Raw genomic sequence first — 23,202 nt, forward strand, 5'->3', positions numbered from 1 at the left:
CATCTTTTTATAAAAAGGGAACGAGAGCATGCACGAACAGGCAAGCGAACGCGATATGGCGCTGTTGCGCGAGGTTATCGCGTTATCGGAGAAGTCAAAACGCGATGGACGGCATCCGTTCGCCGCGCTGATAGCCGATGAAAACGGCCACGTAGTTGCAAGCGCAGGAAACAATTCGATGCCCCCGCTCGGCGATCCGACCCAGCACGCCGAACTGCGCGCCGCGGCTCAGGCAGCGAAAGATCTGACGCCGGAGCAATTGCTGACGTGCACGCTTTATACGAATGCCGAGCCGTGTTGCATGTGCTCGGGCGCGATCTATTGGTGCAACATCGGGCGTGTGGTGTATGCCATGTCCGAGCGGCGCTTGCTGGAGATCACCGGCGATCACCCCGAGAACCCGACGTTCTCGTTACCTTGCCGCGAAGTTTTTGCGCGAGGGCAGAGGACGGTGAGTGTGGTTGGACCGCTTATTGAAGATGAAGCGGCGGTCGTGCACGAGGGATTCTGGACGCGCGAATGACGTGCAATCAGAAACGCGTGCAATAGAAAAGTCTTGTTGATGCAAGACGAAAGGGCCATGCGAATGGCCCTTTCGTTCATTTGCAAAACTCAACCCGGCAGCGAAAAGCTCCCGATCGCTTCACGCAGCACATCGACCTGATCCTTCAGCGAATGCGCCGCCGCTGCGGCTTCTTCCACCAGCGCCGCGTTCTGCTGCGTCACCTGATCCATTTCACCCACTGCGCGATTCACCTGTTCAATACCCGCGCTTTGCTCATTCGAAGCGTGGCTGATTTCATCGAGGATCTCGTTCACGCGGCGCACCGAATTCACGATCTCGCCCATCGTCGCGCCCGCGTTCGACACCAGCGACGCACCTTCCTTCACCGTCTCCGTCGATGTCCCGATCAGCGCCTTGATCTCCTTCGCCGCCGTGGCCGATCGCTGTGCGAGACTGCGCACTTCCGCTGCCACCACCGCAAACCCGCGTCCCTGTTCGCCGGCACGCGCAGCTTCCACGGCGGCGTTCAGCGCCAGGATGTTGGTCTGGAACGCGATGCCATCAATCACGCCGATGATGTCGCCAATCTGCTTCGAGCTTTCCGTAATGCGCGTCATGGTGTGAATGACTTGCTCGACTACACCGCTGCCCCGTTGGGCCACGTCGGCGGCTTCGCCGGCCAGCTTGGCGGCTTGCGTCGCGCTGTTGGCGTTCTGCTTCACGTTCGCTGTCATCTCGTCCATGCTCGACGCGGTCTGTACCAAGGCGGCGGCCTGCTGCTCGGTGCGTTGTGACAGGTCGGTATTGCCCGCTGCAATCTCCGATGCCCCCACGTTGATGTTCTCGGTCCCGGTGCGCACCCGCGTGACGGTTTCCACCAGGCCGCTTTGCATCTCGCTCAGCGCGAACATCAGGCTATGCGAATCGCCGATGGCAAGCGGCACGTGCGTGGTCAGGTCGCCGCGCGCAATGCGCTGCGCCGCGCCGACAGCAATCGACGGATCACCGCCGAGTTCACGCTTGATGCTGCGCAACACCAGCAGCATGGCCAGCGAAGCGAGCACGCCGAGCACGGCGGTAATCGCGAACCAGCGCAATGCGCTGGCGTAGAACGCGGCCTCGATGTCGTCGGTGTACATGCCGGTCACGATATACCAGTCCCACGGGACAAAGTGCTGGGAGAAGCTGAGCTTGGGCACGGGTTTGTCGCTGCCGGGCTTCGACCACAGATAGCTGACAAAGCCCCCCTCGGGCGTCGAATTACCGGCGTTCACAATATCGACGAAAAGTCTGTTGCCCGCCGGGTCGGTAAACCCCGCCATGTTCTGGCCATTCATGGACTTCTTGATCGGATGCATGATCATCACCGGGCGCGAATCGTTGACCGAGATGTATCCGTCTGTACCGTAGCGCATGGCGGCAAGTACTTCCAGCGCCCGCGTTTTGGCTTCTTCTTCCGTGATCGTTTTAGCCGCGGCGAGGCTCTGGAAATGGGCCGTCATGCTCGCGCCCTGGGCAACCAGGGCTTTCAATTGATCACGACGATCGTCCATAGTCGATGAACGGCTTTGCCATGCCCCTATAAATCCGATCGCGACCAGTCCGAGCCATAGCACGGCGATCATCGATCCGAGCTTCTGATTCAATGTCATCTTCTTCATGTTTCCGCCGTCGCCTAGTGTTGAGCCGTCTGATTGAATTTGCGGCGTCGGGCGTTGCCGAACGCTATGCCTGACTTCTTTACGGCAAAGCGGTGGCGGAATGTAGGGGTGGGATAACCCGTACCAAGAGAAATAATCGGTCTGTTCTGGACGTGTGCGCGTCAGGTTATTCATCAGACAATAAGCTTCGTGCGACGCGTTTAGTCGCGTGTCCGGTCGCACGGCCTCGTAAAACAACCGGACACGTATCGTCTTGACGGGCAGTGGTCAGATCGTCGAATCAAAAACTGCTGCGAATCCCCACTCGGCCAACCGCCTGCTTCTGATTGCTTGAAGGATTGAAGCCTGCGATCTGAGCGGCCTGCGCGTCGCCGGCAGCTTTCTGGAATACGCCCAGCGCATACACCGATGTCCGCTTCGACAACGCATATTCGGCCGTCAGGTTGAACTGGTTGTATTTGGGCTGTGCGCCGGTCGCATGATCGCGGCCGGTGGTGTAGGTGTAACCCGCGCCTATCGTCACGTCAGGGGTTGGATTAAAGAGGCCCGACAACTCGTAGTTCTGGAACGTCGCATCATGTCCCGCGCTGCCTTGCTGGAAAATCGTGTTCGTGAAATCGGCGAGCACGCGCAGCGACGCCAGCACCTGATACGAAGCGCCTATGCCCAACACCTTCTGCGCCCGCGCTGCGGCGAGGAAGTCGCCATAAACCGAGTTCGTGAAGCCCGGATAGTTCTGGTAGCCCTGTGTGGAGACACCCGGATCGTTGATGCGCAGATACCCCACGCCTGCGCTGACCGGTCCGGCGGCATAGGTCGCTCCCGCGCTGAACGTGGCGTTGTTCGAGAACTGCCCGGCGATGCCGCCTAGTGAATACAGTCCGCCGAACGTGAACCCGGCAAAGGTGGGGCTGCGATATTTGATGGCGTTCGAGATGGGGAAACCATTGTCGGTGTTATCCATGTCGTTCGGATGGGCGAAATAATAGCCGCCGACGTTGCCGTTAAGCGTGTAAGGCTCGACGAAATCCACAACCGAGTCCCATTGACGTCCGAGCGTCACCGTACCGGCCTGTTCGCTCTGGAGACCCACATAAGCGTTACGTGAAAACGCGAGCCCGCTGCCCAGGTTTCCCGAGTTGATATTGAAGCCGCTTTCGAGGCGGAAGAGGGTTGAGAGACCGCCGCCCAGATCCTCGGTGCCGCGCACGCCCCAGCGGCTGCCGGCGGTCACACCGGATGCAAGCTGAACGAGATGGCTACCCTGCACGTTGCTGACGATATCGATACCGTCCTCCACGATTCCATATAACGTGACCGAACTCTGTGCGTGCGCCACGGAGGCAGTGGCCATGATTGGAATGATTGCGGCAAGTTTTTTAATCATATGAACGCCCGGTTTAGAAAGTTAGACGATGGATTTATTTAGAGGGCATACATTTAGTACAACAAAGCTGAAAAAGCGAGCGAATGGCGTGTCAAATTTCGTTCATTCGTTAATTCAAGAGTTGCGTGTTAAGATCGCGAAATTTTATTTCGGATAACTTATGTACTGGGGTATAAGAAAACTCTGAGTTTCCGCTCGACGTTCTTTTGTGAGCGCTCAAACGTGTTCCATCACCAGGCTAGACGCGGCAAACCTCGCGAACACCGGCAATGCCCCGTTGCAGTCCTGCATCGGTCAGCGCGAGCGTCGCGCCAACGCAGGTGCCGAGCCTGGTGCTCGCAAGGTGACGGATATTACGAATGTGGCGAATGGCTGGGAGCTCACGCTTGCGGTTTCATCGACCCGGCGAGCCATTCCCGGCCCTTCAACATGCCTTTCCAGTAGAGCCACGGAAAGACGGCAGTTTTCAGGTACCACGCGAGGGCACGTGGCACGGTCGGGTCGAGCGGGAAGGTCGGCAGCAGCTTGCCGCCATAGCCGAATTCCGCCAGTACAACCTTGCCTTTTTCAACCGTCAGCGGACATGCGCCGTAGCCGTCGTAGCGTGCGGGTAGAGGCTTTTGCTCACGCGCGGCCAGCAGGTTTTCCGCCACTATGACAATCTGCTTGCGAACGGCCGCGGCCGTTTTTGCGTTGGGCGCTGAACAGGCGTCGCCGAGCGCAAAGATGTCCGGATAACGGGGGTGAATGAGCGTGGCATGATCGACTTCGCACCAGCTGGCCTTGTCGGCGAGCACGCTCTTGCTGATTACGTCCGGCGGAAGCTGGGGCGGGACGACGTGCAGCATGTCGAACGGTTTGTCGATACGAACTACGTTGCCGGCATTGTCTTTGACGTTGAACGAAGCGACCCGGCGGGCGCCGTCGACGCTCACCAGGTTCGATCCAAACGCAAGCGACGCGTGATACCGCTCGACATATTTCATCAACGACGGCACGAACGCAGCGACCCCGAAAAGGACATCGCCGGCAAGGTTGAACTCGACATCGATATGATCGAGCACGCCTTGCTTGAGCCAGTTATCGCAAGACAGGTACAGCGCTTTTTGTGGCGCACCGGCGCATTTGATCGGCATGGCCGGCTGCGTAAAGAGCGCCTTGCCACGCTTGAGTTCATTGACCAGTTTCCACGTGTACGGCGCAAGATCGAATCGATAATTCGACGTCACGCCGTTCTTGCCCAGTGTGTCTTCCAGACCTTCAATTTTCTCCCATGCGAGCCGCAAGCCGGGACAGACGATCAGGTGCCGATAACTGGCGGTTTGCCCATTGTCGAGCCGGACAAGATGCTGCTCGGGCTCAATCGCGCTCGCACTGGCCCGCAGCCAGTGCGCTTTCTTCGGCATGACCGACGACGTCAGCCGCATGGTGTCGTCTATGTTGAAAGCGCCGCCGCCGACCAGCGTCCACGCGGGCTGATAGAAATGCCGGTCACTCGGCTCGATGACCGCGATGCGAAGATCGGGCCGTCGGCGCAGCAAGCTCGCCGTCACGCCGATACCCGCAGCGCCGCCGCCAATGACCACCACGTCGAAGGTCTCTGTGTTGCCTGAAGATGCTGCATTCGTGCTCATTGCGGTATTCCTGCTTCCAAGTTCATTTTCTTACCCTGCCCGACTGCCTTAAAACGTGTTCAGCGGAAATTTCAGATAACTTACGCCGTTGGATTCGGCCGGCGGAAAAGCACCCGCGCGGATGTTCAGTTGAATCGAGGGGATGATCAGCGCCGGTGGACCAAGCGTCGCGTCGCGGGCCGTGCGCATGGCGACGAATTCGCTGACAGTGATGCCATCGCGGACGTGGATGTTTGCTGCGCGCTGATCAGCGACCGTGGTTTCCCAGCGCGTTTCACGGCCATCGGGCGGATAGTCATGGCATGCAAACAGACGCGTTTGTGGCGGCAAGCCAAGCAGTTTCCCGATTGATTCGTATAACGTGCCGGCGTCGCCACCGGGAAAATCGCAGCGCGCCGTGCCGACGTCCGGCATGAACAAGGTGTCGCCCATGAACGCCATGTTGTCGAACACGTAGGCGACATCGGCCGGCGTGTGACCGGGAACGTGCATCACACGGCCGATCAGCGCACCGACCTGGAACGTGTCGCCGTCAGCAAACAAGTGGTCGAAAGGCGCGGGGCCGGGTGATATTGACGACATCGGCGGCTCAAGGTTAAAAAGCCGTTCGAACACGACCTGCACCGACCGGATATGTTCGCCGATGGCAATGGCGCCACCCAGTTGTTTCCGGAGATATGCCGCAGCCGAAATGTGGTCGGCATGGGCGTGCGTCTCGAGCAGCCATTGCACCTGCAAGTCCTGCTCGTTCACGAAACGGATCACGCGATCCGCCGAATGTGTCGAAGTGCGGCCGGATTGCGGTTCATAGTCGAGCACCGCGTCGATGATCGCGCAGGGTGAACCGGCTGCCTCATACACCACGTAGGTGATGGTTGAGGTCACCGGGTCCGGGAATGCTTCAACGCATGGCGTCATGACATGCTCCAAAAATTAACAAGAATCGGCCGGATAACTGTGCAGCAAGGTCGCCGCCGCCCGGAAATCCGGCGTCAGCGGCCGGTCGCGATCGAGGAGCGCAAGCTTTCCGGGCAGCGCATGTAGAGGCCCGCGGTGGCCGGCGACAGCGTGAAGCCCGGTTGCTGCTGGCGGCGCAAATCGATGGCCTGGTCCGCCGATATCCAGCAGCGTGAAGCGGTTGTCGATCTGCTGTCGCACCCGTTCCACCACACGCGACGCATTGGCCGCCATGTCCTCGATGTCACCCGCCACCGGCAGGTAGTCCACGGATACCGGCATGGCCAATTCCTTTTTTTCCATGGCCAGCGCGACCGGCGATTTTTTCATCGCCGAACGCGTGCAGGGTTTGATCGATGCCGAGGAAGCGCGACAAGCCGGTCATATGCGGATCGTTCAGCTTGATGATACGTTGCGCCGACGCCAACGAGTTATGAGCAAGGACAAGGCCCGTCTCTTCGAACGACAATACCCACGGCAACGGCTCGAAATTCGCGCTGCGCAGCACCGCGCTGGTCACGCCATTGACCTTCACATAACTGCGCGATTCCTGTGCACGTGCCGAAGTGCAGCGTGACGCCTATGGCGACGCGGGGGCATGGTCTGACGAGTGGAGCTGGACGTCGAGCAGCGTCGTTGATGGCACGCGCGTTTTTGTATCAAACCATTCGCGAGCTGGATGCAGTGCCGGCGCCTGCCCGGACGATAACAAGCGGGCATGAGCCCGTAGCGTTCACCAACTGTGAATCCCGCCGCCGCGAGTGTGCTCCTTGAGCGGCATCTGCCAACTGTTTCTCTGGCCGAATCCTTCGGATGCGCGAAGGCAAACACACGGCTCCCGAGTAATCCGGCGGGAGCCATTGGCGTATTGGAAAACTGTTTTTAATTCTGTCGCCGCTTCCGTCACAGCGTAATGTCACGCCACTTAGCCGATACCGGCTGACCGTTGCCTACCCGGCGATCTCACCCATCTGAAAAACGCCTGCGGCATTGATCGTCGACACTCAAGTCCGAATCCCCCTGTGCCGATAAACAAACATGGCAAGCCGCCGCCGATTTAAACAACCATTGCAAAGCCATGGCGATCAATCCGGCGCTTTTCCCTTTGCGACAAAGTGTTGCGATTTTGCCGACAACCCGCCCAAACGGGCGATCCAGGCATACAGTTAAAGTGTTTTATCAAGTTCAGGTTGCAGTGCGGGAGGTGTGCCATGAAGCGCAGGACAGCTAGACAACTTGTTGCTCAACTTGCAGATTTAAGGTATTCCGCGCGGTGCAGCGCACTGAGAGCGGCGGCGCTCAGCAGGACGATAGCTCAAAGCCCGGATGAAGAAATGGGGCGGAAAGCGGACAGCGTCAAGCAGGAATCGTTTGCCGGAGCAGCACATGAAATCCACGCATGAATATTCGCTACGTACTCAGGTCGACAAATGGCTGGCTCCCGGCTTTTCGACACCGGTTCGTGTCACTGAGTTCAGCCGCACGCGCTTGGGCGGAAGGCGGTATGTGTGTGTAGAAACCGCATTGCCGCCTGGATCGCGCGCGCTGCTTTTCTTTCGACACGACGACGGCTGCTGGTGCGTATTCCCACCGGCGTTGGATAGGCCTAATATGAGTATGGGACGTTTCATCGAACATTGACCAGCGTTGCAGAAATTGAGGGGCGCCAATAGTTCGGGATGCTTATTTCGTTAGACCGTTGGTATAGAGATCGTTGGCAACCCGACGGCGGCGGTTAACGGACTAACCGGCTAACAAAGCGAAAGGCTGATAAGCGGAAAGAAGGAGGATTATGCAGAAACGACAACAACTATATACGCCAACCCCCTTAATTAGCGGAAGCGAATAAGCCCATGTCGCCGCGCGAATGCGCGTTCGAACTCCGAGCTGCCGACTTTCCGTGAACTCAAAAGTCCAACGTTGGGAGAGTCACCATGTACATCGGGCTGCTGGTCTCGCAGGTTCGGCAGGTTCAGGAAGTTCACTACCATCCTGACGAAGCATTGTTGATCGATGTCCCGCCTCCGCATCGGCTCGCGTTCTGGCAAAGAATCAGACGTTTGTTCGCGTGAAGCTTGTCTGCGGGAGCGTCATCCAGTGAGTATTAAAACGTCGCAGCGATGCTTGCAAAAGCCGTTTCAGCCACCGGGAAGAAACGCATTCGCTGCGGCGTCCGGTTTACCGGGCCAAGTTCCACGTTCGAAGTTTTCATTTCAACCCCCGCCAGCGCATTGACGTACGAAACAGTCAGCGAGTCGCCAGAAACACGCAGGGTTAGCGACGCGAGAGATTCGGCATGGTCCGGTCGACCGCAAAAACACGCGACGCCGGATCAGCGAACGTCTCCATTGGAGGTGGGTTCGACAATCGATCGATCCGCCGCCTTGCGCTCGCCATTGGCGGCCGGCGATTGCTGCGGGTTGTCCCGTTCATATTTCTCGTTCTGTTGAACCACGCGGTCCAGCGCTCTTGGGCCGTCGGCTTGGGCGGCAAACGATACGGCGGGCAGAATCACGACCGAAGCGGCGATGACCACGGACATAAGCTGTTTCATGATGAACTCCCGGACCGCGCGTTTCATGCAAAGCGTTGCACGAGTCGAGGAAGATGACGACCCGGCCGCTCTCGCACTTCCAACCTATACAAGAGAAATAGCCGTTCAGAACATTGAGCGATCTCATTGTTCATGATGACGTCTGTGTACGGCTGTTATGACAAGAGTAGACGGAAATACTTAAAAAAACCTTGCAAATATCCGGTGAGTCGAACGAATGCGCCGCTCGTGAATGGACAAGCTGCCGGGCTGGTTATCCGGCGTTCTCGGCATCCTCGGCATTCTCGGCGAGCTCAGGCCGCAGCATGGCGCGGCCCAGTAGCTTGCGGGCCTGGTCGGTCTGGACATGCTCAAAGGCATCCTCGAAGTCATCCAGTTCCTCAGCGCCAAGTCCGACGTCCGGCGTAACGGCCACTTGCCGCCAGTCCATTACCGCGTCCAGGACTTCCCCAAGGATCACCTTGGCCTGTGCGTCGGTCAGCGAAAAGTAGGCGCACGTATCCAGAAGCATCTGGACCGATTCAATGGGGCCCGCATCTTCTGTGAGCCACGTCTTGGACTCTCGTACCTTGCCGGGCATCGGGTTCACGTCGAACGCCGGTGAGATGCGCCACAGGCCGTTGCCGTCGTATAGAAAACCGAGGTTCTGCAGATGGTCGTCGGTGTTGGTGATGAGCAGGTTGAACATCAGGCGGCGCCATAACTCTCGCGCGTCGTCGTCCGGATGTGAGCACTTTTGCTGCATGACATCGACGATCTCGGTGTACGCGTGGACATTCTGCCGCGAGGCCTGAAGCATGGACGCAGCCGAGAGATAAGGGACGCGCAGGTCGCCGTCCTCCCGGTCAAACCGTTCGATGATCGCGACTGGCGTGTCATTGAGGGTGACGCACCGGGCGTTGGCCGTCGTAATGCCGGCCTGACGCGCGAGCTTGAGCGCCAGCACTTCGGCCCGGGTGACATTGATGGTGTCATTGACGCTTGGAAACTTGCCGATGGCGAGCTTGCCGTTTTCATCCAGTACGGTGCATTTGGGCCGCATCCCACCGAGCGAGGTGCCTTTGCCTTGCAAGTAGCGCAGGTCCTCGGTCGTTTCCCTGGTCGTCTCGACCGCGCGCGTGGCCTTGTACATGCGTTCGAGCTCGATCATTGGCGGCGTTGTGCGCCGGCCTTCATCAACTGTCCTCAGATAGATCCCTTCCTTGCAAAGGCGAAGCGCGCCGATGCGGCTGAAGTCGTCCACTGCACACAGGTAGTCGAGTTCGTTCAGAGGGAGCAGGCGAGGATTGTCCTTGCGGGCTCGCGCGTGGATCCGGTTGATGACACGACGCCCCCATGCGTCAGGCGCCGTGTCGGCCAGTGCGAAGTGAAACACCGAGTCCACGGGGTTGGGCGCCCGACGTGGCTGATAGCCAGGTTCGAGAGGCAGGTCGGGCGAAACGTCAAACCGGTCGGGGTTAGTCAGCCACGTCTCGTCATAAGCAAACTGCGACACTTCGCGCCGTCCCTGGCTTACGTAGTTCAGATGGCCGACAAGCGTACCTGTGGCCCCGAGGTGAACCTCCAGGGCGGTACTGATTCCGGGCTTGCCGAACCTGGAAGGTTTGGTTTTCATTCACTTATGCCGTTAGAACGCTTTGGTGGTTTTCTTGGCGGTTCGTACCCGCTGCGGTAGCTTTTCATCCATCAATGCGAGACCGATATCATCCTGGCCGCTGTCGAGGAGGTCATTGAGCCGCTGCAACTCACCGAAAAAATGGAGCGCTCGCACGAGGAAATGCAACTGCACGTGCGGATCGCCGTTCTCCATGCGCTTGACGGTATTGAGTCCCGCACCGATGCGCGCGGCGAGCGCTTGCTGCGTCAGCCCTCTGCGGCGGCGCGCTCGATTGAGGTCTTCGCCCAGCTTTGCGAGTGACCGCTGCACTGGAATGGGAAGCGGTTTACCGGCTTTACGGACTCTAGCAGGGCTTTTAAGGGGTTTAGTAGACTCCATGTGGGCCATTATAGCAATTTAAAGTGAGTGTCATGAGATATTGCGTTTAAAGAACCCCACATGGGCTTTTAAAGGATTTTGTGACCCTTATGAGGGTCTTTATGGGGATTCCAGTACTTGGCAGCAAGTTCTTCTTTTTCGGTGGTTTTCTCACCGTTTCGACACGCCCAGGCAGAGGAGATCAGACTCTCGCATTCGCCTCCATCGGCCCGTTGGCACAGACACGCCAACGCCTTGCACGATTGCAGGCGCTTGCGAACGATCCGCTCTCGTTGCTAATCGCCAGATCGGTTTCGTTTATCCCGGAAGAGGTTTCGTTAGTCTGCAACCAAAAGAAAACGTCATTGAAAAAAACGTGAGCGCGTGTTTAAGTGCCCGCTGAACGTCGTTTTTCTCGCTCGCCACGAGCGTTACGCGACGGACCTTGGCCGCCAACGTGAATTTCAATGAACGCCGTATTCAAGACTTTTCTCGCGCTGATCCGTCTTCCCGGTTATCCCGGCATTTCCCTCGCAATGTTCCTGTCAGGCATCGCGTCCTCATTCGCGGTGCCGTACACGTCGCTGTTCGGCGCGACCGAGGCGCACATGACGCCGGTTCGGCTAGGCATCTTCATGACGCTGACCGCGGTGAGCAGTGTGATCGTGAGTACCTATCTCGGACGTATCGCCGATCGCCGGACCGATAAAAAACGCATTGTGCTGCTATCCATCGCGGGGTCGGCGCTGGGTTACGCATTGCTGTGCGTCACGCGCAACTACGTGTTGCTGACGATCTTCGGCTGTGTATTCCTGAGCATCGGCGCGGCGGTGTTCCCGCAACTTTTCACGTTCGGTAAAGCGAGGCTGCACGCGGAAGGCATCGAACATACCGAACTGCCGATGGCCACCTTGCGCACCACACTGTCCTGCGCGTGGGTGTTCGGCCCGGCGGTGGGCGCGATCGTACTGGGGGTGTCGGGATTTAACGGACTGTTCTTGTCGGCGGCGGGCGCGTTCGCGGTGGCTGGTTTCATCGTGCTGTGCATGCGTGAACCCAAGGCCTATGACACCTTTGAAGCCGCCGATAAAACCACCAGCGAAATTCCGCCGCAAGCCAAAAACGCGCATGTATATGCAGCGCTGGTGAGTTTTACGCTGATCGGCATGGGCTCGGCGATCGCGACCATCATGCTGCCGGTGCTGATTGTCGATCAGCTGCACGGCACGACCGCGCACGTCGCGCAGATGGTCGGCCTTGGCGCGTTCGCCGAGATTCCGATGATGCTCTTTCTCGGCGGTGCGTCCCGGCGCATCAACAAGGCGAACATGATCGCGTTCGCGTCGCTGTCGCACATTGTGTATTTCGCGGGCATCGCGCTCGCGCCCAACCTGTGGGTGCTCGTGCCGCTACAGATTCTTAACGCCGTCGTGGTCGCGGTGACGTCATGTCTTGGCATGTCGTACTTTCAGGAACTGATGCCTGGCGCGCTGGCCCGGGCGACCACGCTGTTTTTCAACACCATGCGCACCGGCTCCGTGCTGGCGGGCGTTGCGTCGGGATTCGTGGCAGCAACGTGGGGTTATCGCGCGGTGTTCATGTTTTGCGTGTTGCTGGCATCTACCGCGTCGATTGTGCTGTTCATTTTTAACTATCAACGCGGTGCGAAGATTTTCTTCGATCCCACCCGGGAATCTGCTGCCGAAGGCAACGCGGTCACCTCGGTGGTCGCCGTTGGCGAGCAAAACGGAAGCCGTGTCATAACAATGGTAGATAACGAGTCTATTTAGATAGGATGCCCATCCGGTGGCGCGTCGGGATGCTGTGGCTCATCAGGCCGATGTCCGGGCGACGGCGGCGACAGCGGGTCTGCCTCGGGATCGCGGTTTGGATCGGCGAGCGGGTCGGGGATCGGGTTGGTCTGCATGTCGTATCTCGGGTACTGGAAGTTGTTCACGTGGTTCATGAGTGCGCCTCGGTTTGTTCTGTCGTCGATAGTGAATGCCGTGTCCTCCAGCATAGACGCATGCGGACTGAAAGGCAGGTCCGCGAACTCCGGCCGTGCACGTTAAACCCGGCCGGGTGCCATGCGGGCAACGGTTCACGCCTGACGGCTCGCGTCCCGCAGGCCGATGACAATTAAAGGAGTGCCGCTTTCATCCCCGGACGTCCCTCTAGCTACTACCTTCAGACACCCTCATGCCGCCATTTTCCGCAGGCGCACAGGGACCGCCTTGGCCGCCGGCACCTTGCTGCGTTTCGCGTGATGCGACACCGGTATCAGACGATTGCACTCCGGGTAATAGCCCATCACACAGCCGGCGGGGATGTCGAACGCATGCACGCGCAGACCGCCCAATTCGCGCAATACCTCATCCTGCGCGACTGTGATTGCCGTGACCGTATCGTTTTCGGCTAAGCCCAGCCGGGTCATATCGGCTTGATTCATCAGCAGCACGTCACGGGTGTCATACACGCCGCGGAAACGGTCATCGAGCGAATACACAGTCGTATTGAACTGGCTGTCGCCGCGTGTGGTCATCAGGCGCAGCGTGCGTTCGCCGTCGAATTCCATGTCCGGGTCTTCACCGAAACCATCCGGCACGATGAAGTTCGCCTTGCCGGTTTTTGTTTTCCACTCGCGTTTCGCAGCCGGCAACGGCCGATGAAAACCACCAGGCTGCGTCATGCGCTGGTTGAAATCCTTGAACTGCTCGGGGTAGGTGCGCTCGATGGCATCACGAACCAGCCCGTAATTGCCTACCCACGCATCCCAGTCGACATTCGGATTCGGCGGCAGGATCGCCTTCGCCAGCCCGGCGACAATAGCCGGCTCCGACAGCAAGTGTTCACTCGCCGGCTCAGCCATACCCTTCGATGCGTGAATGCACGCCGTGCTGTCCTCCACGGTCACCGTCTGCTCGCCGCTCGCCTGCCGGTCCACCTCGATCCGGCCAATACACGGCAGCAAATATGCCGCGCGCCCGTGCACGATATGGCTGCGGTTCAGCTTGGTCGCGATCTGCACGGTGAGCGGCAGTTGCATCCACGCCGGGTCCATTACGCCCTGATCGGGGGTTGCGCGCGCGAAATTGCCACCGAGCCCGATAAACGCGTCGAGATTGCGGTCCCTGACGGCCTCGCAGGTATCCACGGTGGTCAAGCCGGTTTCCTGGGGCGGCTCGAATTGATACAGCTCCCTGAGCTTGTCCATGGGGACGAGCTCAGGTTTTTCGGTGATACCAACGGTTCGCTGCCCCTGCACGTTCGAGTGGCCGCGAATCGGGCAGATCCCGGCTCCCTTCTTGCCGATATTGCCGCCAAGCAGCATCAGGTTCGTGAGCATCTGCACGGCAAGCACGCCTTCCCGATGCTGCGTGATGCCCATGCCGTACAAGATGATCACGGCCTTCGCGCGCGCATATTCGGCCGCGGCCGCTTCGAGTGCGGAGCGGGTTAGCGCTGACATCGACTCGATCTCTTTCCAGTCGGCGGCCCGCATGGCGTCGGCGAACGCGTCGAAACCGTGCGTATGTTCCGCGATGAAATCCGCATCCAGCACGCGTGGTTTGTAGGCTGCACGGGCTTTGTCGTCGGCTTCTATCAGCGACTTGCAAATGCCCGTGATCGCCGCTATGTCGCCGCCGATCTTCACCTGATGGTATTGCGTGCTGATGCAGGTTTCCTCGGTCGAAAGCATTTCCTTTGGCGACTGCGGGTTCGCGAAGCTCACCAGCCCGCGCTCGCGCAATGGATTGAACGTGATGATCTGCGCATTGCGTTTTCTCGCTTCTTGCAGCGGATGCAGCATGCGAGGCGCGTTTGTGCCGGTGTTGTGACCGAAGAAAAACAGGCAGTCAGTGTGCTCGAAGTCTTCGAGCGTCACTGTTCCAACCGGCACGCCGATGGTGTCGGGCAACGCCACCGACGTACTCTCGTGGCACATGTTCGAACTGTCCGGCAGGTTATTGCAACCGTATAAACGGGCAAGCAGTGCGTACATGTAAGAGGTTTCCAGCGACGCGCGACCCGAGGCGTAGAACACCACGCGTTTCGGATCGAAGCTGCGAAGCTTTTCGCCGATCTCATCGAAGGCTTGTTGCCACGGGATGGGCTGATAGCGATCGGTCGCGGCGTCGTAGCGCATGGGGTGGGTCAGCCGGCCTTGCGACTCGAGCTCGAAATCGCTCCAGGCTTCCAGCGCGGCCAAGGTGTGGTGGTCGAAGAACTCGGGCGTCGCGCGTTTGGTCGTGATTTCCCAGGCGGTGGCTTTTGCGCCGTTTTCGCAGAACTCGAACAGGTGCGGATCGGCTGGTTTAGCCCACGAGCAACTCACGCACGCAAAACCGTCCGGCTTGTTCTGCTTGAATAGCACCCGCGTGCCGTTCACGGCGACGTGCTCTCGCATAAGTATCGATGAAACGGCTTTGACCGAGCCCCAGCCGCCGGCCGGATGGTCGTATTGCTCGATGCGAGGTTGTTTGCTCATGGCTGTGTCGCTCCGCGGGTGAACAGGGCGAACGGCGGGAATGCGTTCGCGGACGCAATTCATCCAGCAAAAAACAGACTCGGCGCGCGAGCATAAAAATGAAAGCCGCCGGCCCGCGAATGCGGGGCGGCGGCTTTCAGATTCGTTCACATCCGGATTTTCACCCGGTAAACGGTGATTTTTTTGCGATGTCTTTCGCCGCGGTTTATCCGGCGAAACGCACGACGATCAGCTTTCTGCCGGTTCCAGACCTTCGGCTTGCGGTTTGAACGCATCGGCGCGACGGCGAATTTCTTCCGCTTCCACGGTCACGAACGTCCGGTTGTCGGCGGCGAGGGCGTTTTGATACGAGATGCCTTCCGGGACACGATGCAGCAGCACGCGCAGCTCACCCTGGGTGGTCTGTTCGACGGGTTCGTAGTTGTAGAGCCGCAAGGTGAGTTCCGTGCGCTCGTGCAGCAGGAACAGGCACGCCGCGAACACCGCCACGCCGACCACTTCCTGGGCACCGAAACTGAAGTCGTCGGGGATGGACGAGAACGGCAGCACGGCGACGACGATCACACCCAAGATAGCCAGCGCGATGGTCGCATGGAGGAAAAATTGCGCGCGCCCGACGATGCGGTCGTGTTCCGCCTTGAGTTGCCCGGCGGATCTCGGAACGAGCGCCGCGTGGCCTTGTTTTTGTCGACGTTGCTGGAGTGCTGAAAGCGGAAGGGCGGCCATGGGGTCGGTTGCCTTGAAAATCGTCGCCAGGATTGGCGCTGTCCACGGGTTAACGCCAAGCTTTCAGGAAAGTTGACTCTGGTTACGTGTTGTTTCAGTTGGATCTCAAAATGTTTCGGGCGGTTTTACTCGTTAGCCATTCGGACAGCTATCAGAGGTCGACTGCTCGTGTGTAATATTTACCACGTCGGGATGCTTATTTCGCCGATAGTTGTTAGCAACGTTCGCGCAAACAAGGGAGAATAAAATCGATGAAAGTGGGTCAATATAAGGGGAGGCGAATCGCTGTGCTCACAAGAGACGAGCATTGTCCGCCGCATGTGCATCTGGATGGCGGCGACTGGTCCGCACGGTTTGAATTTTCGTTCTGGCACAACGGGGTGAGTCTGCTGGACGTCATTCCGGATACCGCCAGGGTGCCTTCTCAAGTGAAAAGTGACGTCATCGCCATTGTCAAAGGTCGCTTGCCCGTGGCCAGGGAAAGTTGGATGGAAGCTATAAAAAACACCTGCCTGGAAAATCAGGCGTGGGACGACGCAAAACAGTACGTTGTGAAGCCGAATCTGGCGGGAAGGACGCTGGTCAACATCCAGGCGGGAACGTACGATCCCGCCGAGCGTCTGACCGTGCTGCACTTGGCAGACCGCACGCAAGTAGGGATCAAGTTATGAAAATCATCAACGCGCCTGACGAGAAACCTGTCGATCTCGACGAGGGAAGCAACACGCATTTCGTTTTGGAGCGTCGCCCGGTTGGCGCAGTGTTCAAGCTCAACGCTGCTTTCGAGACCATCCAGAGCGCCTTGCATGGCGCTCGTTCCGGTGCTTTCCCTAGTATTGCGGACGGCGTGAAATATCTCCCGGAACAGGCCGTGATCATGATCCATTTCCCGCGCGGAAAGAGTGTCATGATCCCGGTGAACCAGATATCGGAACTGGATAACGTCCCGGCTGACGCGCTCTCGTCAATTGCACTGTCCTTTGCTGGTACGGCGCTCACCCTGATTGATCACAATATCGACATATCCGTACAGGGGCTAATGAAGTCCCGTCAAGGTAAGGATGGCTCAGGATCACCGGAAGATCGGTTCAATGGAAACGCCGCTAAGCACTTCGGTTGAGGCTGAAGCCTGCAAACCTCGGCGGCAGTAGCAACATGGTAAAAGTCCAAAGTCGAATGCTTCCACGGTGGTTAGGGTCGAGTTAAGGGCTGCCAACAAGTTTCACGATCCGATGGCCGATTGAGCCGTCCGATGCTGTTTTTCTGCGAAACGGCCTTCTCGTGGAACAGGCGAAGCCGGCCCACTCGCTGCTTCGTTTTCTGAGTGCGTGTGTACTCCAGGCACGCCTGCGCCATCTCAGTATTGTCCGCGGTTCAAACGTCTACCCCTTCCAATGTTCGCTTGCCCACATTTCGCCTGGGTGCCGGCAGACCTTTCAATTCACTGGGAATAGCCATTGCTGTGTCCTTCGGCAACCGTGTCCGGGCAATCTGGACGCCAAAAATGCGAAGGGAGAAAACAACATGCTTGGCATCGTCATTCCCGCTCATAACGAAGGGGCACATATCGGGGCGTGCGTAAGCGCGGCAAAACGCGCGGCGGATCATCATGAATTGCTGGGGGAGGACGTGCGCGTGATCGTGGTCGTCGATCATTGCACCGACGATACCGCCGCTATCGCTGCCTCGCTGGGGGCCGACGTGCTCAGTGTGAGCGCGCGCAATGTAGGCGTGGCGCGGGCGGAGGGGGCGCACCGTGCGTTGTCGCTGGGCGCGCGCTGGCTGGCCTTCACCGATGCAGACAGCGTCGTCGCCGATGACTGGCTGGTGCGGCAACTCGATTGCCGCGCCGATGCGGTGTGCGGTGTGATCGCCGTCCACGACTGGTCGCCGCATCTGGCGGCCGTGCGGGAGCATTTCGCGCGCACTTATAACGATGCCGACGGTCATCGGCACATTCATGGCGCGAACATGGGGGTATCGGCGGAAGCGTATGTGCGGGTAGGCGGCTTCGCGCCGCTCGAGCACAGCGAGGACGTGGCGCTGGTGGAAGCGTTGATTGCGGACGGGGCATCGATCGCATGGAGCGCTTTACCGAGAGTGGTCACGAGTGCGCGCACGGATTTCCGCGCGCTGAAGGGGTTTGGCGCGACGCTGGTGGATGTGAGTCGGCGATGTTTTTTGGCGGAGACAGACGAGGATGGGGCGTTGGCGGCTTGAGAGATTGGGGATCGGATGCGCGAGCCAATGTGATTTGCGTCTTGCCGACAGCGTGACTGTTGCGGCATTTTTATCGCAATGGAGCAATCAGATCCCCCATGAAGTTGGGTTCCGCGTGCTATATGAACGGATAGCGCCCGATCGCTTCAACATCTCAATGCAACTGCAAATCCTCCGGTAAATCCACATCGCGCAAAATGTTCGCGTCTTCAACGTCGATACGCTGAACCGCTTCCGACATAAACAACGCCCTCGCGCCGGCATCGCCGTCGAGCGCACTGAGCGCGTCAAGATGCATGGCGCCAAATCCCGCAGGATGTCCCCTTTGCCCGCGGTAAAACGGCGCAACAATCGAGGCTCCCGCGTCCAGCGATCGCGCCACCGCCTCGACCGTCCCGGGCTCGATCCACGGCATATCGCCCAGCGTGACCAGCCAGCCTTCCGCGTCCTGCGTCGCGCGAACTGCAGCGGCAAGCGTCGCGCCCATGCCGCGCTCGGCATCGATGGAAAACATCACGTCGCAGCCCGCTTCGTTCAACACCTCCGCCAGCTTCTCCGACCCCGGCCGCACCACGGCCACCACCCGCGACACCGCCGACAGCAACCGTCGAGCGGACTGAAATACAACCGGCGTGCCGTTCGGAAGCGTGGCGAGAAGTTTGTTGTGAAGACCGCTTGGATCGAAGCGGGAACCGTAACCGGCTGCAAGCAGAATGCCGGTCGCACTCGATGAATAACTCATGGCCGGCTTCCTGATAGTAAGAATCGTCGATTTTGACAAGCACCACGATACACCGCAAGCACGAAAAAAAGCCGCGCGGCAAGCGCCGGAGCGCAGCCGCGCGGTTTTCCCGGCAAAAACGTCACACCGTTGTTTTCGGCATCACCTTGTCGAGCGTGATCGGCAAATCGCGCACCCGCACGCCGGTCGCGTGATACACGGCATTTGCTATCGATCCCGCCGCCCCCGTAATGCCGATCTCGCCAATCCCGCGCGCGCCGAGCGAGTTGATATGCGGATCGGGTGTGCCCAGCAAGGTGATGTCGAGCAAACCGATATCAGCATTCACCGGCACGTGATACTCGGCAAGGTTGGCGTTGGTGTAGCGGCCATAGCGCGTATCGAGATCGCTCTTCTCGGTCAACGCCGAGCCGATGCCCCACACGAGGCCGCCCATCAACTGGCTATGAGCGGTCTTTTCGTTGAGCAGGCTGCCGACGTCGTACACCGCCACAATGCGCGGCACGCGGATCGTGCCCAGGTCTGCATCGACATGAACTTCCGTGAACACCGCGCCGAACGAGTGAAACGCGAACTGCTGTTTCTCATCGCCGGGCTTGGTGGTCGCCAAGGCTTCGATCGGTTTGCCGCCGTTGCGCGCGATTACCGCGGCAGCCGGATCACGCTTAGATGGATCGGCGCGACTGATGACCCAGCCGTTGTTGACGGTGACATCATCAACGGACCCCCCGCTTAGCGGCGATCCCGAGTCCGCTATCGCCATGGCAATCAACTTGGCGCGTGCCTGCGACGCCGCCTCACGCACTGCGGGCGACACGCTCGCCGCCGACTGCGAACCGCCCGACACCGGCGCGTGCGGCAGCGACGAATCGCCGAGCGCGAAGTCGACCTTGTCTACCGGGAAGCCTAATGCGTCGGCGGCGACTTGCGTCATCACGGTATAGGTGCCGGTGCCGAGATCCTGCGTACCCGATGCGACTATCGCCGTGCCGTCCGGCAAGATGCGCGCAATAGCGGATGCCTCGCTGCGGTTCGCCGGATACGTTGCGGTCGCCATGCCGAAACCGGTCAGCGTGTTGCCGTCGCGCATGGAACGTGGCTTGGGATTACGCCGCGACCAGCCGAATTTATCGGCGCCGATTTGATAACACTCGCGCAGTGATTTCTCCGACCACGGCTTCTTTTCCTGCGGTTCCATCTCGGCATAGTTCTTCAGCCGGAATGCGAGCGGGTCCATGTTCAACTGGTAGGCCATTTCGTCCATCGCGGATTCGAGCGCGAATGAGCCGCTCGTTTCGCCGGGGGCGCGCATAAACGTCGGTGTGCCGACATCGAGTTTCACCAGCTTGTGCGTGGTCGCCTGGTTCGGCACGGCATACAGCATGCGCGTGAGAATGGCCGAGCTTTCGTTCCAGTCCTCGAACGTCGATGTGGTCGAGATCACGTCATGGCGCATGCCGGTAAGCGTGCCGTCGTCGCGCGCCGAGATCTGGATGTGCTGGTCCGTGAACGGCCGGTTGCCGACCATGCCGAACATTTGCGGACGCTCCAGCACGAGCCGAACAGGCCGGCCGGTTTGCTTCGCGGCCATGGCGGCGAGCACGACATGCGACCACGCCGAGCCCTTGCATCCAAAACCGCCACCAACGAACGGGCAGAGCACCCGCACGTTTTCTTCCTTGATGCCGAGCGTTTTCGCCACCGCGCCGCGTGCGCCGGAGACGCCTTGGGTTGCATCGTAGAGGGTTAGGTTTGGGCCGTCCCAGCGGGCGAGCGTGGCGTGCGGCTCCATCGGATTATGGTGTTCGTTCGGCGTGGTGTAGACCACGTCGAGGCTCGTCGTGCCCTGACGCAGGCCGGCTGCGACATCGCCGCGCTGGGTGTTGATCGGCCGCCCCATCATTTTTTCCGGCTGGTAAGCGGTGCCTTTCGCGCGCTGATAGTCCGCGTTGGGCGTCGCGGCTTCGTATCGAATCGATGCCTGGAGTTTGCGGGCGCCATCGGTTGCACGTTCCAGCGTATCAGCAACGACTACGGCCACCGGCTCATTGCTGTAGCGCACTTCGTCGGTTTGCAGGAGCGACAACCTGCGCACGGCCGGCGGCTCGGCATTCGGTTTGCCGCCATTGGGCAGGCGCATGGCGGTTTCGTACGTCATCACGAGCAGCACGCCGGGCATGGCCTGTATGCGCGCGGTATCCATTGAAGCCACCCTGCCATGCGCGATCGTGCTTGTCACCAGCACCGCATGCGCGAGCTTCGCTTCGGGGTTATCGGCGGCATATTTTGCCTGGCCCGTGACTTTCAGAAGACCGTCGGTGCGGTCGAGCGGTTGTCCAAGAACACTCATGCCACACCTCCTGCAGTCGACACCGCGCGGATAATCGCGCGCTGCGCCAGTTCGATCTTGAAGCCATTCTCGCGATAACTCCGCGCGTCGCGAACGGCAAGCGCCGCGGCGCTACGCAACATGTCGCGTGATAACGGCTGGCCAGTGAGCGCTTGCTCGGTCGCTGTGGCACGCCACGGTTTGTGCGCGACGCCGCCCAGCGCGATACGCGCTGTCCTCACCGTGTTGCCATCCATCTGCAAGGCGGCGGCCACCGACACAAGCGCGAACGCGTAGCTTGCGCGGTCACGTACCTTCAGATAATGCGAGTGCTGTGCAAAGAGCGGCGGTGGCAGATCGACGGACGTGATCAGTTCGCCGGGTTGCAGCGTGGTATCGACTTCAGGATGATCGCCCGGCAAACGATGAAACTCTGCGAACGCAATCGTACGTTCACCCTGGGGACCGTTCACGTGCACCACGGCATCGAGTGCGGCGAGCGCCACGTTCATATCGGATGGGTTCGTCGCGATGCATTGCGCGCTCGCACCCAAAATTGCGTGGATGCGACTGTTGCCTTCTATCGCCGCACAGCCGCTTCCGGGCGTGCGTTTGTTGCATTGGGGAAAGCCGGTGTCGTAGAAGTAATAACAGCGTGTGCGTTGCATCAGGTTGCCGCCGACGGTGGCCATGTTGCGCAACTGCGCCGATGCACCCGCGAGGAACGCCTGCGACAGCAGCGGATAACGCCCGCGAATCCATGCATGATTCGCGGCGTCGCTGTTGCGAACCAGCGCACCGATCCGCAGGCCGCCGTCGGGCAGTTCGCTCACCGTGTTCAAGCCGGCTATATGGGTGATGTCGACAAGCTTCATTGGCCTTGCGACGCCGCCTTTCATCAGGTCGAGCAGATTCGTTCCGCCGCCGATAAACGCGACACCCGGCTGCTGCGCTGCCTTGATCGCCGCGCTTACGTCAGTGGCGCGTTCGTAGGAAATAGCATCCATTTTGCGCTCCTAAGCTTTATTGATCGAGACGGTTTTCACCGCCGCGACAATGTTCGGATACGCACCACAGCGACAGATATTGCCGCTCATGCGTTCGCGGATTTCATCGTCGGAGAGTTGGGGCGGACGGTAGCGGACATCGGCGGTCGCGGCGCTGGCGTCGCCGGCCCGGAATTCATCGATCAGCGCGGTGGCCGAACACAGTTGGCCGGGCGTACAGAAACCGCACTGGAAGGCGTCGTAATCGATGAAAGCCTTTTGTATCGGACTGAGACTGAGCGTTTGCGCGTTGGCGAGTCCTTCCACGGTCACGATCGATTCGCCCTCGTGCATGACCGCGAGCGTCAGGCACGAGTTGATGCGGCGGCCGTTTGCGATCACCGTGCACGCGCCGCACTGGCCTCGGTCGCAGCCTTTCTTCGTGCCGGTGAGGCTCGCGTATTCGCGCAATGCGTCGAGCAATGTCGTGCGTGCTTCAAGTTGCATTTCGTAAGCATGGCCGTTGATGGCCAGCTTCACGGGCATCAGCGGCGCGGCGGTGGTGGACGTTGGCGGCGGTGGTGCGGAAGTCGCCGCCGGTTGCTGCGCGTGGGCGAGCGGCGCGGCGGTGACGGCTGCCGCTGCTGCTGCGGATTGCAAGAACCTGCGCCGGGACGGTTTTATTGCTTCGGATGATTCGAGGTCTGGGTTGCTGTTACGGGGGACGTTGATGTGGCGCATGGCGATATGAAGCTCCTCGCTCGGTCGAGTTGGCGCTGCGTTGGCTGGACGCGTCTGGGGTGGCGGCGTGTCTGGCTGGAAAAGAAACTGACGACATTCGCGTCAATGATGCAGGACGCAATACGATGACGCGAATGAAGATGAACGGCAGCCAGCAAATCCAATGCCATCGACGCGCGCCGCGCCCCTACGGTGTTTGCCGTTAAGGATTGCAGGTAAGGGCTACATTCATCGGTAAATCGCGAAGCGGGAAAGGTTGGGGTTCTCTGCGCTTACTGTGCGTTGGCAGGTTCGAT

24 protein-coding genes are annotated in these 23,202 nt (G+C 59.6%); 8 read left to right on the forward strand and 16 right to left on the reverse strand.

Annotated features, from left to right (window positions below; translation table 11 throughout):
- The first annotated feature begins 28 nt into the window (after positions 1-28).
- Entirely contained in the window at positions 29-523 is a 495-nt protein-coding gene (locus ACSQ8V_RS21240; RefSeq protein ID WP_436207048.1) for a nucleoside deaminase, read from the forward strand.
- A gap of 89 nt (positions 524-612) precedes the next feature.
- On the opposite strand, the gene ACSQ8V_RS21245 is transcribed toward ACSQ8V_RS21240, so the two are convergent.
- From ACSQ8V_RS21245 to ACSQ8V_RS21270, 6 genes are all read right to left on the reverse strand, one after another.
- The gene (locus ACSQ8V_RS21245; protein WP_213766169.1) at positions 613-2,157 is read right to left on the reverse strand and encodes a methyl-accepting chemotaxis protein; all 1,545 of its coding nucleotides are present in this window, start codon (positions 2,155-2,157) and stop codon (positions 613-615) included.
- A 289-nt stretch (positions 2,158-2,446) separates the two neighbouring features.
- Positions 2,447-3,520: a porin gene (locus ACSQ8V_RS21250; RefSeq protein WP_436207049.1), complete on the reverse strand. Its 1,074-nt coding sequence runs from the start codon at positions 3,518-3,520 to the stop codon at positions 2,447-2,449.
- Between the two features lie 413 nt (positions 3,521-3,933).
- A complete protein-coding gene (locus ACSQ8V_RS21255) occupies positions 3,934-5,187 on the reverse strand; it encodes an NAD(P)/FAD-dependent oxidoreductase (RefSeq protein WP_436207050.1) in 1,254 nt (417 codons plus the stop codon).
- A 48-nt stretch (positions 5,188-5,235) separates the two neighbouring features.
- A complete protein-coding gene (locus tag ACSQ8V_RS21260) occupies positions 5,236-6,105 on the reverse strand; it encodes an MBL fold metallo-hydrolase (RefSeq protein WP_436207051.1) in 870 nt (289 codons plus the stop codon).
- 15 nt (positions 6,106-6,120) lie between these two features.
- Positions 6,121-6,426, reverse strand: a complete 306-nt coding sequence (locus ACSQ8V_RS21265) for a hypothetical protein (RefSeq protein ID WP_436207052.1) — start codon at positions 6,424-6,426, stop codon at positions 6,121-6,123.
- A complete protein-coding gene (locus tag ACSQ8V_RS21270) occupies positions 6,389-6,679 on the reverse strand; it encodes a hypothetical protein (RefSeq protein ID WP_436207053.1) in 291 nt (96 codons plus the stop codon). The genes ACSQ8V_RS21265 and ACSQ8V_RS21270 overlap by 38 nt, the downstream gene beginning before the upstream one ends.
- An 851-nt stretch (positions 6,680-7,530) precedes the next feature.
- On the opposite strand from ACSQ8V_RS21270, the gene ACSQ8V_RS21275 reads away from it, so the two are divergent.
- The gene (locus ACSQ8V_RS21275) at positions 7,531-7,785 is read left to right on the forward strand and encodes a hypothetical protein (RefSeq protein ID WP_436207054.1); all 255 of its coding nucleotides are present in this window, start codon (positions 7,531-7,533) and stop codon (positions 7,783-7,785) included.
- Positions 7,786-8,078: 293 nt separating this feature from the next.
- The gene (locus ACSQ8V_RS21280) at positions 8,079-8,216 is read left to right on the forward strand and encodes a hypothetical protein (RefSeq protein WP_213766129.1); all 138 of its coding nucleotides are present in this window, start codon (positions 8,079-8,081) and stop codon (positions 8,214-8,216) included.
- 260 nt (positions 8,217-8,476) lie between these two features.
- Here the strand turns inward: ACSQ8V_RS21280 and ACSQ8V_RS21285 are convergent, their stop codons facing one another.
- The 3 genes from ACSQ8V_RS21285 to ACSQ8V_RS21295 all read right to left on the reverse strand — a co-directional run bounded on the left by ACSQ8V_RS21285 (position 8,477) and on the right by ACSQ8V_RS21295 (position 10,703).
- Positions 8,477-8,698 (reverse strand): hypothetical protein, encoded by a 222-nt coding sequence (locus tag ACSQ8V_RS21285; protein ID WP_436207055.1) that lies wholly within the window; start codon positions 8,696-8,698, stop codon positions 8,477-8,479.
- A gap of 253 nt (positions 8,699-8,951) precedes the next feature.
- Positions 8,952-10,313, reverse strand: a complete 1,362-nt coding sequence (locus ACSQ8V_RS21290; protein ID WP_436207056.1) for a type II toxin-antitoxin system HipA family toxin — start codon at positions 10,311-10,313, stop codon at positions 8,952-8,954.
- 12 nt (positions 10,314-10,325) lie between these two features.
- Positions 10,326-10,703 carry a helix-turn-helix domain-containing protein gene (locus ACSQ8V_RS21295; RefSeq protein ID WP_436207057.1) on the reverse strand — a complete coding sequence of 126 codons (378 nt, stop codon included), beginning with the start codon at positions 10,701-10,703 and terminating at the stop codon, positions 10,326-10,328.
- 92 nt (positions 10,704-10,795) lie between these two features.
- Here ACSQ8V_RS21295 and ACSQ8V_RS21300 point away from each other — a divergent pair, with 92 nt between their 5' ends.
- Positions 10,796-11,053: a hypothetical protein gene (locus tag ACSQ8V_RS21300; protein WP_436207058.1), complete on the forward strand. Its 258-nt coding sequence runs from the start codon at positions 10,796-10,798 to the stop codon at positions 11,051-11,053.
- An 87-nt stretch (positions 11,054-11,140) separates the two neighbouring features.
- On the forward strand, positions 11,141-12,463 hold the full coding sequence (locus ACSQ8V_RS21305; RefSeq protein ID WP_213766132.1) for a sugar efflux transporter: 1,323 nt from the start codon (positions 11,141-11,143) through the stop codon (positions 12,461-12,463).
- Here ACSQ8V_RS21305 and ACSQ8V_RS21310 read toward each other — a convergent pair.
- The 3 genes from ACSQ8V_RS21310 to ACSQ8V_RS21320 all read right to left on the reverse strand — a co-directional run bounded on the left by ACSQ8V_RS21310 (position 12,460) and on the right by ACSQ8V_RS21320 (position 15,888).
- Positions 12,460-12,639, reverse strand: a complete 180-nt coding sequence (locus ACSQ8V_RS21310; RefSeq protein ID WP_213766176.1) for a hypothetical protein — start codon at positions 12,637-12,639, stop codon at positions 12,460-12,462. The genes ACSQ8V_RS21305 and ACSQ8V_RS21310 overlap by 4 nt on opposite strands.
- Before the next feature lie 231 nt (positions 12,640-12,870).
- Positions 12,871-15,162, reverse strand: coding sequence for an FdhF/YdeP family oxidoreductase (locus tag ACSQ8V_RS21315; RefSeq protein WP_436207059.1), 2,292 nt, complete (start codon positions 15,160-15,162; stop codon positions 12,871-12,873).
- 228 nt (positions 15,163-15,390) lie between these two features.
- Entirely contained in the window at positions 15,391-15,888 is a 498-nt protein-coding gene (locus tag ACSQ8V_RS21320; RefSeq protein ID WP_436207060.1) for a hypothetical protein, read from the reverse strand.
- A gap of 251 nt (positions 15,889-16,139) precedes the next feature.
- Between ACSQ8V_RS21320 and ACSQ8V_RS21325 the strand changes: the two genes are divergently transcribed.
- From ACSQ8V_RS21325 to ACSQ8V_RS21335, 3 genes are all read left to right on the forward strand, one after another.
- A complete protein-coding gene (locus tag ACSQ8V_RS21325) occupies positions 16,140-16,559 on the forward strand; it encodes a DUF4160 domain-containing protein (protein ID WP_436183521.1) in 420 nt (139 codons plus the stop codon).
- Positions 16,556-17,008 carry a DUF2442 domain-containing protein gene (locus ACSQ8V_RS21330; protein WP_436207061.1) on the forward strand — a complete coding sequence of 151 codons (453 nt, stop codon included), beginning with the start codon at positions 16,556-16,558 and terminating at the stop codon, positions 17,006-17,008. Before ACSQ8V_RS21325 ends, ACSQ8V_RS21330 begins: the two co-directional genes overlap by 4 nt.
- A gap of 404 nt (positions 17,009-17,412) precedes the next feature.
- Positions 17,413-18,108, forward strand: a complete 696-nt coding sequence (locus ACSQ8V_RS21335; RefSeq protein WP_436207062.1) for a glycosyltransferase — start codon at positions 17,413-17,415, stop codon at positions 18,106-18,108.
- Positions 18,109-18,262: 154 nt separating this feature from the next.
- On the opposite strand, the gene ACSQ8V_RS21340 is transcribed toward ACSQ8V_RS21335, so the two are convergent.
- The 4 genes from ACSQ8V_RS21340 to ACSQ8V_RS21355 all read right to left on the reverse strand — a co-directional run bounded on the left by ACSQ8V_RS21340 (position 18,263) and on the right by ACSQ8V_RS21355 (position 22,906).
- Positions 18,263-18,850 carry a nucleotidyltransferase family protein gene (locus tag ACSQ8V_RS21340; protein WP_436207063.1) on the reverse strand — a complete coding sequence of 196 codons (588 nt, stop codon included), beginning with the start codon at positions 18,848-18,850 and terminating at the stop codon, positions 18,263-18,265.
- Between the two features lie 121 nt (positions 18,851-18,971).
- Positions 18,972-21,200, reverse strand: a complete 2,229-nt coding sequence (locus tag ACSQ8V_RS21345) for a xanthine dehydrogenase family protein molybdopterin-binding subunit (protein ID WP_436207064.1) — start codon at positions 21,198-21,200, stop codon at positions 18,972-18,974.
- Complete coding sequence (locus ACSQ8V_RS21350; RefSeq protein ID WP_436207065.1) at positions 21,197-22,186, reverse strand: FAD binding domain-containing protein; 990 nt, start codon at positions 22,184-22,186, stop codon at positions 21,197-21,199. The genes ACSQ8V_RS21345 and ACSQ8V_RS21350 overlap by 4 nt, the downstream gene beginning before the upstream one ends.
- Positions 22,187-22,195: 9 nt before the next feature.
- Entirely contained in the window at positions 22,196-22,906 is a 711-nt protein-coding gene (locus tag ACSQ8V_RS21355; RefSeq protein ID WP_436207066.1) for a 2Fe-2S iron-sulfur cluster-binding protein, read from the reverse strand.
- Positions 22,907-23,202 lie beyond the last annotated feature (296 nt).

Origin of the sequence: Caballeronia sp. LjRoot31, from assembly GCF_964253885.1 — a bacterium.
Lineage (GTDB): Bacteria > Pseudomonadota > Gammaproteobacteria > Burkholderiales > Burkholderiaceae > Caballeronia.